The organism is Chitinophaga sp. 10T418 (assembly GCF_056394125.1).
Genome location: NZ_JBFTHG010000029.1, coordinates 1 through 12,875, shown reverse-complemented (window position 1 = coordinate 12,875; position 12,875 = coordinate 1). Strand labels below are relative to the sequence as shown.

At 35.8% G+C, this 12,875-nt stretch carries 10 protein-coding genes; 2 read left to right on the top strand and 8 right to left on the bottom strand.

Annotated features, from left to right (window positions below):
* Positions 1 to 479: 479 nt before the first annotated feature.
* Positions 480 to 1,268, top strand: coding sequence for a serine/threonine protein kinase (locus AC1DCV_RS35455; protein WP_477027628.1), 789 nt, complete (start codon positions 480 to 482; stop codon positions 1,266 to 1,268).
* A 2-nt stretch (positions 1,269 to 1,270) separates the two neighbouring features.
* On the top strand, positions 1,271 to 2,449 hold the full coding sequence (locus AC1DCV_RS35450) for a hypothetical protein (protein WP_477027627.1): 1,179 nt from the start codon (positions 1,271 to 1,273) through the stop codon (positions 2,447 to 2,449).
* Here AC1DCV_RS35450 and AC1DCV_RS35445 read toward each other — a convergent pair.
* The 8 genes from AC1DCV_RS35445 to AC1DCV_RS35410 all read right to left on the bottom strand — a co-directional run.
* Positions 2,429 to 3,091 carry a hypothetical protein gene (locus tag AC1DCV_RS35445; RefSeq protein WP_477027626.1) on the bottom strand — a complete coding sequence of 221 codons (663 nt, stop codon included), beginning with the start codon at positions 3,089 to 3,091 and terminating at the stop codon, positions 2,429 to 2,431. The two genes, AC1DCV_RS35450 and AC1DCV_RS35445, sit on opposite strands and share 21 nt — an antisense overlap.
* 1 nt (position 3,092) lies before the next feature.
* Positions 3,093 to 3,761, bottom strand: a complete 669-nt coding sequence (locus tag AC1DCV_RS35440; protein ID WP_477027625.1) for a PP2C family protein-serine/threonine phosphatase — start codon at positions 3,759 to 3,761, stop codon at positions 3,093 to 3,095.
* Positions 3,762 to 3,913: 152 nt separating this feature from the next.
* Positions 3,914 to 7,333 carry a DEAD/DEAH box helicase gene (locus AC1DCV_RS35435; RefSeq protein ID WP_477027624.1) on the bottom strand — a complete coding sequence of 1,140 codons (3,420 nt, stop codon included), beginning with the start codon at positions 7,331 to 7,333 and terminating at the stop codon, positions 3,914 to 3,916.
* Positions 7,330 to 8,172 (bottom strand): Hachiman antiphage defense system protein HamA, encoded by an 843-nt coding sequence (locus tag AC1DCV_RS35430; RefSeq protein WP_477027623.1) that lies wholly within the window; start codon positions 8,170 to 8,172, stop codon positions 7,330 to 7,332. The genes AC1DCV_RS35435 and AC1DCV_RS35430 overlap by 4 nt, the downstream gene beginning before the upstream one ends.
* A gap of 123 nt (positions 8,173 to 8,295) precedes the next feature.
* The gene (locus tag AC1DCV_RS35425; RefSeq protein ID WP_477027622.1) at positions 8,296 to 10,377 is read right to left on the bottom strand and encodes a hypothetical protein; all 2,082 of its coding nucleotides are present in this window, start codon (positions 10,375 to 10,377) and stop codon (positions 8,296 to 8,298) included.
* 9 nt (positions 10,378 to 10,386) lie between these two features.
* On the bottom strand, positions 10,387 to 11,352 hold the full coding sequence (locus AC1DCV_RS35420; RefSeq protein ID WP_477027621.1) for a serine protease family protein: 966 nt from the start codon (positions 11,350 to 11,352) through the stop codon (positions 10,387 to 10,389).
* Positions 11,353 to 11,822: 470 nt separating this feature from the next.
* Positions 11,823 to 12,458, bottom strand: coding sequence for a P-loop NTPase family protein (locus tag AC1DCV_RS35415; protein ID WP_477027620.1), 636 nt, complete (start codon positions 12,456 to 12,458; stop codon positions 11,823 to 11,825).
* Positions 12,427 to 12,875, bottom strand: a 449-nt coding sequence (locus AC1DCV_RS35410; RefSeq protein ID WP_477027619.1) for a hypothetical protein, incomplete at its 5' end; no start/stop codon positions are given. The genes AC1DCV_RS35410 and AC1DCV_RS35415, both read right to left, overlap by 32 nt.

Here is a 12,875-nt window from a genome sequence, read left to right as displayed (position 1 = left end):
CGAGCCGCAGCAGGCCGCGCCTTCGACCTCTGTCTCGCCGGGAGCGCCAGCGGACGGCAAATCAAAAATGGAAGGCCGGGGGTGGCGGGCGGGGGCGGACAAAGTGGGTAGCGAAGGGATGGCGGGCATAAAAGCGACCAATGTTAGAAGCTGCCCTTAGCCAGACCGGGAGCTACCCGAACGGAGGCTGAGGGAGTGCAAAAAGGGTGACAGGGTGGAGCGCAGCCCCTGAAGCGCAGCGGAAGGGGCAAGCGGAAGCCTGGCGACCTTTTTGCCGACTGAGGCCGCAGTGAGACCTTTGACAGCTAGGGGCTTTATGCCTCATAGAAACTTCATTGAAATTTGAATAGTACTAAACAGATTCAATAGGGTATATTGATTAGCAGTTTGTATTGTTACTAATATATATTTAACTATATTCGTTCCAATCTATACCTCGAACTAGATAAATTCCCAATGAAAAATATTCTGCAAAAAAAATGAATGTTCACATTTTCAGCCCAGATTTCCTACAATATTTTGGTATTTCAGGCTTTTTTAAACAGGAGAGAAATGGTGGTCAAAAAAGGGTCTATTTCGCTATCTGCAATGGAGAAAATGTTGTCTTAAAACATCTCCACGCCGGATTGGGAGAAAGAGAAATGAGGGAAATGGATATATATGAGAAGTTCAAAAATATGGATGGGCTTCCTAAAATATTAAAAATAGAGACATATGGCAGTGAGACATTTGTAGTAGAAGAGTATATCGAGGGTGCTACACTTTGTGATATTACTACATCCTATACTGGCAAAGGTGATCTCGTTAAAAAACTAATCTTAGACATATTAACAATCATGAAGCCGATATGGGAGGCCAAATATGTTCACAGAGATATAAAACCAGAGAATATAATCATTCGTTTAGACGATACCCCTGTTGTTATCGATTTTGGTATCGCAAGGGATCTTGACGCGAACTCACTAACAGCAGCTGGCTGGCAACCAAAAAGCTGGGGATTCGCAAGCCCAGAACAGTACCAGGGCGAAAAAGACAAAATCTCTTATAGAACCGATTTTTTCAGCCTTGGGGTACTCGCATACTACTTATTCCATCAACGTTTACCATTTGGGAATAATGAACAGGAAATCAGCGAAAAGTTCAAAAGTAAAGATCAGAACTTCACTCCTGATAATGATTTCCCACTGACTAATTTTTGCATAGAGGCAATGAAATTTAGTCCGGCTGAACGACCAAGAAAAATTGAAGATTTAATCAATTTGCTCTGACTATGAAGACGTTACATTTAATTGGCCACAGACATAATTGGAACTTAGATGCACATTTCAAAAACGGTATTGGAGATGGTTTCATTTTTTGTGCATATAGCTTTCAACCAGACTTTTTTACAAAAGAAAAAATAAATAAAACAGACAGTCAACTAGTCTTGGAGAAATCATCTATTGATCTTCAATATTTTGGCAAAAAAGAGTCAGGAGGCATTGGAAAAGGGAATTTAAGCCTCTACCCTTTTCACCCCGCGGCTGATCAAAATAACACCAGCCAAACAAATGTTTATATGCAAAATTCCATAATCAATGGAATTAAATTTCAAACCTCCTTAGGTCTCAATGACATAATAATTCCAAACTATTACGAAAATGAAGATTTGGGCCAGTTTGTTGGTTTAGTAGGCACAATAAACAAATGGCTCAAAAAGAATAGAGTATCGAGTAAGAGATACTTTATGACAATACCAATTACATACCACACTATAATAGATGCAAAGAAAATAGATGATCTACTCTATACATTAACAGATATCGACATCGAGTTTGACGGCTACTACATAATTTGCGAACCTAAACCAGATATTAGGCAGAAGATAAATATTGATTTTAAATATTTAAGGAACCTATCACGTGTCTTTGAGGTTCTTAAAAAACAAAAATTTATTACGATCTATTCCTATGCAAATTGGGATGCCCTGATTTTCTTGACAACCAGCGATATTGACTATATAACTATAGCCACATATGAAAATCTTAGATCATTTAGCATAAAGCGTTTTTTAAGTCCAGAAGATGGAGGCCCATCAAAAGGGTGGTATTATTCAGAAAAACTTCTAAATTTTATCAAGGCTCCATTCATTGAACTTATCCGTCAACAAAATGGTATTGAAATAATCAAAAATGAAAAAAATATTTTCTCCGATATAATTCTTGAACCCAACTATCCATGGAGTAATCAAAAAGCCGATGTTCATAAAAACTATCTATTGTCAATTGACCGAACTTTAAAAGAAATAGGATCCATTGACAACTTAAAAGATAGAAAAGAATTCGTCTTAGGATTAATTGATAGGGCTATTGAATCTTACAATAGACTTGAAGCAAAAAATGTTTACTTTCAAGATGAAAGTAAGAATTATCATCTTGGAGTATGGAAATCATACTTGCTTACCAGGTAGGTTAATCCGTATTCGTTCATTGAGTAAAATAAACATTTTATCATCAATTGGCTTCTCGCTAGTGGGTCGATGATGTATCGTAAGAATTCCTTTGTTATTAATTTCAGCTAAACCAACATTGTACTTTTTAAATTCGTCAATGTTAGACAAAGCGGGATTTATAAATTTATTATCAAGGACAACATATGATTGGCTTGCAAACCATTTATACCGATATGCCTGATTTAAAGCACGTTTCCAATTTTTAAGCTTGGCCTCAATAGCAATTGTATCCGACGCAATTAAATCATAAGATTTTCTAAATTGATAACATTCATCATGCTGATTAATATAACAATCAAGAATCAACTTTTTTAAAGACTTTTTGATCGTAGATTCACTTGTCTTTGTTATCTCCTTAATTTTCTCGAATGAAACATTAATTCCACTTTCTATAATCTTATAAACCAAGATATCGAAGTAGCCCAAACTATTTTTAGTTACTTTCTCCTTTTTAACTTTTGTAATAACCAAATCAGCAATACCATATCCCAAATCAACCTCTTCCAATATTTGTGTATTGACTTTATTAATGGCCCAATTACAAATTGGATAAAAATTATTCTTTAACTTAATTACTAACTGTCTTTCTGTGGCAAACATGCTATCTGATTAAGATGTAAGTTGAATCATCTATGTTTTTGTTCTTAATAAATTTATTCAAGTCATTCTCAACTGTGGTTAACAATCTTTTATTAAATGACTCAAAGAAAGCCCATTTACTACTTTCTAACAAATGATAGAATCCATCTGTACACAATAAAATACTTCCATTAATCTTTTCAATGCTCTCTTGAGTAAAGTCTTCCATTGAAAGACAATCTAAACCAAGACACTTTGTAATAACATTGCTGTCCCCTGATATTTTGTCATCTTGGCTTATCTGCTCCATATATTGATTTGTTATAACATAGATTCTTGAATCTCCCATTGAAGAATATATAATTCTCTTACTATTATCCGTAGGGATAAACAACGAACAATAGGTAGTCAAAACCTCAGGGATATCCATAGATAAGATATATTTATGGCAATCAAACATCAATTCCCTAAGTTTTATCTCAGAATTATTGACATACATTTCAATTTCTTGCTTCAAAAAATATTCTGCAAGCTGAGTAGCTCTCTTGCTATTTGCGGCACTTCCAACTCCATCGAATACAACAAAAAAATTATAATTTATGTTTTCGTCAATAAAAACATTGTCTTCGTTTTCATCTTTATTGACACCCTTAATTGATTGCTTGATATATTTTACACCTGTTATTTGCACCGTTTTACAAAAATTTACCCCTAAATTTAAATAAATTTGAATGCAAGTTAATTTATTCTTGCAGTTAATTCCTACAAATATTTAAGCATATAAATTATTACGCATACAATATCTAATTTGATTATTTACACATTAATCTAGATGAAAGCCAATCATTCCTCTCGAAGTTCCACATAAGGATTATCAACCCTCATTTTCCACACCTCTTCTACTGCATCGAATTCAAAGTAAACCCCTGGTACATTATTCACAGAAGTAAAGTCAATCTCACCCTCCGGTATTTTCTCATAAAAACTAAGATCTAGACTTAATAAATATTGCTCTCCATTAATTTCCCTTGCTATCAAAGTAGTTATATTAGGTAAGGGTTTACGATACTCAAAGTCAGGGATAGTATCAATCAGAAATTCTTTCCATACAGACATTCTAGAAAGCAAATCAATCCATTCTGCAGTTATACTCGAAACCATCTCTTTATAAGTCTCTTTATGAATAATTAAGTCTTTCTTATACTCCCTAATTGATCTATCTTGAAGCTCATTATCAAATAAACTAGCAATCTCTGTAGATGCAACTCTTGACCTAATTCCTGCCTGATAAATTTTAATTGTCACCAAGTTAGGTAGTCCAGACTCGACCAACATAGAAATCTCCTCGACTACGTCAGCCTCATCAAACAATTCGATAGCCCTCAGCTTCTTTGCAATACCATTAAGTATCCAGGGAAGTTTATAAGAATACAGTTTTGTTACGATTAGGATTCCATTGTCAAAACGGCTGATGCTAGACATAGCTTCACCATGTAACCAGGCTTTTCTTATTAGGTCAATATCTTTACTCTGAATATCACTACCATCCTCCAAAAAAACTGGAATTTTCTCCAATAAATATTCAAGATCTTTTAACAAAAGTATTTTGTCATCAATTAATTTTTCTGAGAAATCATATCCAATTAATAACTGGATTATTTGTTGCAACTTGTCTTCAACAAACAAATCACTATTCAATGGAATTCCTGATTTAATTATCGACTTCCATTTATCCTGATTTGTGCCAACTTTGGCAACTATGCCTTTAACACGGCATTCGACAAATGACAATATTTCCTCACCGCTTACATTTCTTTCTTTCCCTGCTTGGATATATGCCAATGATCTCCTAAAAAAATCTTCTATCCAAGAATAACTAATTTGCTCTTCATCATTGTCATTGTTAATTTGATGAAGAGACAGCAGGGTATCATCAATCCAGTCTAGCGAATTGTCTATTCTTTTTGAGTCATCACCTATCTCCTCTAATTTATTCTCTGCAATTAACGATAATAGCAAATCAAACGAAATATTATTTTTTTCACCAATTTTTTTTAGCGCTTTTACCAAAAGAAGAATCCCGCTTGTGGCCAAATCTATTTGATCTTTATCAAAGTATTCTTTTATCGTTTGTTTTTGCCATTTTATTTCCTTATTCCGTTTCTTATACGCTGTTGTTCCAATTTCTAAATTGTTAGTAAGATCCAAAGCCACCAAAACTTTACCTTCATGATCTACAAATGCTCTCCCTGCTCTGCCTGATATATTCCAAAAATCTCTGGCTGATATCAATTCCCCACTCTGATATAACGTTGAGAATATCACAGTCGACACTCCTAAATTTACCCCCTGACCCAAAGTGGAAGTTGCTATAATAACTAAGGGCTTATCAACACGCATTAATCGTTCCATTGGCAGTCTAACATCTACATGAAGATCTGAATTGTGACACAGAATACCTTTCTTCGCAAAAAGCAACCAATTACTATTGGGTCCGTAAGACTCTACGCAAGCCAGTTCAAATGCTCTCCAGTCATGACTATTCTTCCATCTAAAATCTTCCGGAGCATTACCCAAGCATTTCATATAAGCGGTTGCCATTTTAAACACAGATGTTTTAACACCAACAAAAATTAAGACCGGCCCCAAACTTCTTAGCTTATAAGCCGTGGCTGCAACTGCTTCATTTTTATCACTAGGAAAATGCCGCGGAACCCTTTGTCGTAATTCTAAGGGTAATTGCTCAGTTACAATGAAATTTGTATTATATGAGCTTATCTCAGATACACTGTTTTCCCAATTAAGGTTCACCCCTTCCCCTTTCCATTCAAGTATTCCCATTCTTTCATCTGACGGCCTCCATTTATCCTTATAAACAGTATCTTCTGAATTTGTTAGCCATTGAGCAAGTTCTCCAGTGTTAGGTAATACGGCTGAAAGCAAAAGAAATCTTCCACTATTCTTTTCAACAAAAAACCTTAATTCTTCAAAAAAAATCTCGTTCGTTATTAACCTCTGATTAGGTCCCAACAAGTGTCCCTCATCAATAATTACAAGGCTTAGCTGATCAAGTAGCTCAACGTTTCCACGAAATATTGCTTTTGACTTCTCAGGAGTTGCAATTATAACATTTGACTCTTCAATTATTTTTTCATCAATTTTACTATAAAGACTTCCTCCGTAAATATGAGATACAGATACATTTGCATGAGTCAATATCTTTTCAAGGGAATTCTCAATTTCAAATGCCAACGATCTAAAAGGCGCAATATATAAAACCTTCTTTTCGGGCCACTTTATAACACTTTCTAGGATTGCAATTTCTGCTATCCTGGTTTTCCCACTGCTTGTAGGAATACTTATTATACACCCTGCATTATTATTCAAGACCTTTTCAAGCGATCTTCTTTGGGTTATAAACAGTTCATATATCCCTCTAGGCTGCTGATAAATAAGAGAAAAAATATAACTTCTAACATTCAAAGAATTTATCTCAAAATAAGGGGACAATGACTTCCATAATGCAGCCTGGTCAAACCCCTCAGAAATAAGTAATAACAAACGAATGATCCACCATATAGAGGGATCATTATTTAATTCAGCGATTATCTTTAAGTTACGGAGACTCCCTTTTGCCATGTCCAAAAAGTGTTCTACCCCAGTTTGAAAATATTTAATAAATCCATTTATTGATTTAGCGATTACAATCTCATAGATCTTTGCTGAAGTCAAATCTTCATCCAGATCTCTCGCATGCTGGGAAATATAATCGTCAGTATAAGTTTCATTTACTATCAACGTTTCAATTTCTATTGAAAGTCTTATGAAATCACGCTCCAAAAATAAATATAACAATCTTCCTATTACAGTATTGACTTCTGTTTTTTTTATAAGAATAAAAGACTTTGAATATTGAAAACATACATAGTAAGCAAGAGCAGAAACAAGAGAATAATAATTACTTAAACCAGATTTATTTAAAGAAGAACCATGAATATACTCTAAAATAGAAGCGCCTTTTTCAAGCGGCTCTCGAGAGAATTGAAAACTTTGATTCTCTGCAAGTTGGCAACCATTATGTAGGTAATAAAAAGCCAGAATATTTAGGTTACTATCTTTTATAGTATAATTCGGGAAACTTGAAATGTTACTGGAAGTATTTAAGAGTATATATCGCGCATTTGCTTGCGCAATCATATTTTGTATATATTTATCTTCATCTACTCTATTTAGTCGCAGTAAAATCTGATCAAATAGCATCATATACTTTGAGGGTTATTTATTAGAATATCGGCTCTTTGAAAAGCCTCATTAATCAATTGTTGAGGATTTAAAAGTCCTAATGAAATAAATACCAATGTAGGATTATCCGAATTAAGATGTGATTCTACAGTTTTACTTGTTTGGCGATCACTTAATAACATGCCAGTGTAAGTAATATTTCCACTTGATTTTATTTCATCAATTATAAATCTATCAAGAGTTTTCGCCAATTCTTCAGTAGATGAATCTTTACTTAATTCATCTACTAAAAAAGTATAAGACAATGGTTTTTTATCCTTGCTTAGCGATGTTGAAATGTCTAAAACTACGGCTTTGTCCGCCTTGGCTCTAAACTTGCTTTCTCCAAGATATATTTTAATTGTATTTTGATCTATCGTTGCTCCTTCAATTAATTCAACCATCAGAGTATCATCTCCTTTCATTGCTTGATCTACATTAGGATTGTATCGAAGCTTAAAAGTTTTAATTAAATTTTTCCCTTTACAACTTTCAACATATTCAATTAATAGAACTTCAACGGCATTTCCCTTTCTTACTTTATCAGCCCTGGGCAGCTTTCTAGTTTGTTCTGCGTACTGAGGAAACCCTAGCTCTGCATACTTCTGTTTTAGATTATTTATCCTTCTTTCATCATAATGATGATGGATAATTCTTCTAGCCAACCAGTCAATAAGGTCTGGCGGTAAATCGTCTCCTAGAGGAGACAATGAACGATGTCTTTTGCTCACAGTAACAACAACGTCATTACACGCCAGCCATGTAGCAAATTTATTCGGGGAAGCAGGATGATTTCCTATTAAATCTGATTGAGATAGCATTTATCTATGTGGTTACTTTTAAATTTACAAAAAACATAATATATATACAAAAATAGTTGAATTATAAAAACTGCTGCCATTGATTGCACAAAGCGGTATCAAAAAGATTGATATCTCTTCTTACTACTTAAAGAGATTGCCGATAATTGAAAAATCAATTGAAGCGCCGATTGCCCACCCTATTTTCCAATCTTTATTTGAATACAAGTCGAATTGTGCCTGAGTAGTGTTCGTTTTTTCAAATTCAAATCCAGATGGTTCGTTGAATACATTTACTTTCCCATAATGTGCACCTGCAAAAAAACTGCCACCTCGTGCAAACTCCCAGTTAAGCCCGAAGAACAGGTTTTGAAAAATCTTATCACTGATACCAACACCGATTGTAGGATAAATACGCTCCCATATGGGACGCATATATAGGTAGTTTTTTGAATACAGCTGCCCGTTTGTAACTGGGTTTTTTACATTAGATAATTTCTTCTGACCTTTCCTGATTTGATTTCGATTCACATAATATTTAATCAACGTTATAGGAGAGGTGTACAGGGTGGCAAATACTGTTACAATCCCCCTGTTATTCCCTTCTTCCTGTTTAACCACATTGGCATTGGTGTTGCCAGGGTCTGTTACCAGGCTATAAGAGGGATTTTTCAACCAGGTATTTAATAGTCCCACACTGATATTAGCGGTGAATGACTTAGTCATTGGGATTGTATAATTCAGCCGTCCACCAACCTGCTTTCCATTTTCAAAACGATACACCTCAAAGTCTATTTCAGAATCAGCGGTCCTGATCACCAATGTGTATTCCTTCAGCAACGTTTTACTTTTGCTGGAGGTTTCTGCATTGGCATTTCTATTGTTCTCTATCCTGTTAATTCCGGTAAACGAAGCGCGTGTTGTCTTAATGCCATAAGAAACTTTCTTCCCCCCGGGCGCTGATTGATCTGCATAAATCACATGTACAACATATTGCACTTCCGGCATTCCTTGGGGAATTCCGGTAATTAGTGAGTTTCCCATTTCATCAAGAAATATATGCACATAATTCGCTCCTCCATAGATGTAAGTAGTATTATTTGGTGTTTTTGTATTAATCATCAGCCCATAAGGTGTGAGTATTAAATTCTCTTTCCCATAAGTGCTGTAGATAGCTTCTTCGTAAGCAGATGTTCCTCCTTCTATTTCCGAATCTTTTCTATCTCCTTTATCATCATCACCTTGAAGATTCAACGTATAGGTATCTCCATTATCAGTGAATACCAGTTTAGTTACTTCTGCCACTATTACGTAATCCGTAAAGTCCCTTTCCTTTTTAGCCACTTTGGCTGATACTTCACACTTATTAGTACCATCATCAATTACTATCTTGTCATTATTGGCTTCATTAAGCGGTATTCCTCTACCTGTTAATACTACATCTATCGAGTTAGTGGTAACTACATCTAGTATAGTACTGTAAAAATATCCGTTTACAGGATTGGTTGAAATAGTACAATGCCCGATGTTGACAGGCTTTATTTTTACTGTTATCTTATCTGTTGCTGATAGCTCTTTCCCCGCTATCAGTTCTCCTTCCCGCTTATATAAGCTACAGTCTGAACCGGATCTATCAAGGACTATTTTTGCCTCGATTAATGGAGTTCCACCAACGACATCAACGTCAACAGCAGTATTTACTCCGGCTGACTTGATTGTATAATTAAACCTTCCTTTTTTAAATGGTATTCCAATTGCCTTTAAGATTAAGATCTGTGATCCCTCTTCCAGAAATCCTGTTGCATAAAACTGGATACCATTTTTCACCTCGGTACTGGCAGCATAATAGCCTTTTGTGCCTACAGCTACATTTATTTTAATAATATTGGATTCATTTATTGTCGTACCTTCTTTGAAAGTACCATTAACAATTGCTCCATCCGGCACAAACGAAAATATAGCGGACCCTTTTTGTTTATTGTCCGGAGAAGGATCTAGGGGGATATCTTTATTATCTGCATCGGTGGCTTTTGCCTCAAACTCTTTAGAACTATTTACTCTTACAGATAGTATTTTGKAGCGATCCAGCGTAAAAAATTTCCCTTTTATATCACTGTCATTTATTGGGGTATTCCCTTCTTTTTCCAATGTTTGATAGCTAATCGTCTGTGCGTTTACTTGTACTATGCAGATAATAGCAAATGTTGTTAGAATTAAATATTTCATACCGGTGTTTTAGTCAATGATTAATTGAGTGCGGATAGTCTGATAGGGAACTACATACGTAAACCTTTGATTAAAATCCCGACCTAATACAATACCAACAATTCTTCTGCTGATGGGATCGAAAATGGGAGAACCAGAGTCCCCTGGCACATTACAGCAGGGTGAAAGCTGTATCATCTTAAAAATTGTCTGTGTGCCATATGGGTACTCAAATATTGCAATGCCTATGCCTGAAACCACATGGCTTCTTTTGATCCCTGATACACTGCCAATCATTTGCACAGTAAAAGGATTTTTGATGACTTCATTTGGAACAATAATGGGGTTGTTGATATCAAAAACATCATCCATCCTGCGCAGATACTGACGTAGGCCGGGGGGGACATAAGCTATAGCAGCATCAATCTGCGAATTGACAACACCAACCTGGAAGATTCCCACCGGTCTTATGCCATTATTCACAAGGCAATTAATATCAACCTGACTGCCTGAACCAACATTTTTAGTGACGGATCTTCTACCTTCCAAGAGGTAATGACGGCCAAATACATGCATATTACTAAGTATATACGGCTCATTATTCTTGTTGACAACCGGGCCTAAAGTTCCAGCAGCATCCACATTGTCCTCTTCAAAACCATTTTGCCCTGGATGTATATAGGTTAGTTCATTATACCCAGTCTCCACCACATCTGTCGGAACTCTGATCATTTGTCCATTATAGATTACCTCTAAATATTGGGGAATACGCCTGCTACCTGAAATGCTATCGTCTTTTTTACTTACGTGGAATACAATAGCATATCTGTTAATTTCCTTTTTACTACGTGTTTTCTTAGTTATATTTACGCCTACTATGTTGGCATACCTATGTCTCCATTTTTCAAATCTTCGTTCTACACTGCGGACAAGGTGCTTGTAAAAGCGTTCTTTCTTAAAAGACCTCCTTAAATGTGACGGTATTGGGCGGGGCATATAAAAATTATTTTGTTGATGAACAAATTAATTTAATAGGATAATCTATTAACGGTCACGTAAATGTTAAATGGAAGACCATATATTAGAGACAGGAAAATAGTTAAATAGAGCTATTCATTTATTTTGAGGTTCAAAACTATTGCTATTTCCAAGGTATATGTCTACAGCACGATATGCTTCATGAAATAATTTAAAGCATTTTTCTGGGGCACAAAATCTTTATGCTGATCGCCAATCTGATATCGTAATATATAATTTTCTTTTAAATTTCAGCCTTACTAGGGGGAATTTATTTTTATACCATTTCTAAATTGATACCATTATAAAAATAATGAACTATTAGATAGAAGAGTTACATATAATAAATATAAACACTGCAAAAGCATATAACTTCTTATGCAATATACATTTCTTAAATTAATGGGTGTTATACATAAATTATGAAATAATAAGAATGCAACAATAGGCTATCGCCTCTTATCAGCCGTTGATAACTCAAAAGCAACCAGATTAAACATCGCCCGCATCCTGCTTCTTAACCGATTGCCATAGACATCTTCCAGCTCTTGGTTATTGAGATTAGTGGTTACATGTGTTAACATCTTATTCGAAACCAGGAGATCATACCGTGAAAGCAATATCTCTCCCATTACATTATAGCTGTTCCCCCAAAAGGTAACATTTTGCTCTAACCCTAAATCGTCAAAACAATATATCCTTGGAATACTAGAGTAAGGGAAAAATGCCTTCTTACTATAGCGTTTTATAGCATCAAAGCCAATTTCGCCAAATTCAAAGCTAATGTCCCTGCAAGAAACCACCTGCGGCCGATACGCTTCCGACGCTAAATTCCGAGTTAGTGTCATAAGCGAGGTTTTACCACATCCAATTCGCCCGGTGAGTAAGATTCCTTTATCCAGATCTATGCCCTCAGCTGCTGCTACCGTTTCATCCTGCAGGAAATAAGCTAGTAGTTTTATCACCACCGGCCGATCTATATCATCAATCCGGAATCGTGGCCCATACACATTCTTTCCATGTTCCTCCAGCTGCTGCATCAGCAGGTAGTAGTCATAAGGGCTCTGAATAGCTTTTGTTTTCATTGACGTGGAGCTTTCCTGGCCCGGTTGATTGTTTGGTGTATCTGTCATGGGTTACAGTTTTTAGAGAAGGAATATTTAGTATCCATTTGTGAGCTGCGGCTTGCCAGTCGGTGATCAGCGTCTTGCCCGATTGTCGCCAGCCATTGGCCTGGTAGTGGTGGAAAAACTTTCCTGCTTCCACCGTCGGGTAGACGTGGGTGTTAAAAAAGTCCTGCACCTGGGGCAAGGTGGGGAGAACACGCCCGGCTGCATCTGCATTTTCCGCGCGGGGTGTATACTGATCGCTTTGGGGATTTTTAATTTCATTTTTATAATTTTTTTTTGAGAGCGAGAGCATGTTTTCTCTCTCTCGTTTATACTTGTTTATTTGTTTATTAAAGTGTCGCAAAATTGCGACTGGTATAGTATCACTTTTGC

Bases quoted from the DNA above. Each gene is read 5' to 3' on its own strand.
- AC1DCV_RS35445 (WP_477027626.1), bottom strand. From the start codon at position 3,091: ATGTTTGCCACAGAAAGACAGTTAGTAATTAAGTTAAAGAATAATTTT.
- AC1DCV_RS35420 (WP_477027621.1), bottom strand. From the start codon at position 11,352: ATGCCCCGCCCAATACCGTCACATTTAAGGAGGTCTTTTAAGAAAGAA.
- AC1DCV_RS35450 (WP_477027627.1), top strand. From the start codon at position 1,271: ATGAAGACGTTACATTTAATTGGCCACAGACATAATTGGAACTTAGAT.
- AC1DCV_RS35455 (WP_477027628.1), top strand. From the start codon at position 480: ATGAATGTTCACATTTTCAGCCCAGATTTCCTACAATATTTTGGTATT.
- AC1DCV_RS35435 (WP_477027624.1), bottom strand. From the start codon at position 7,333: ATGATGCTATTTGATCAGATTTTACTGCGACTAAATAGAGTAGATGAA.
- AC1DCV_RS35430 (WP_477027623.1), bottom strand. From the start codon at position 8,172: ATGCTATCTCAATCAGATTTAATAGGAAATCATCCTGCTTCCCCGAAT.
- AC1DCV_RS35415 (WP_477027620.1), bottom strand. From the start codon at position 12,458: ATGAAAACAAAAGCTATTCAGAGCCCTTATGACTACTACCTGCTGATG.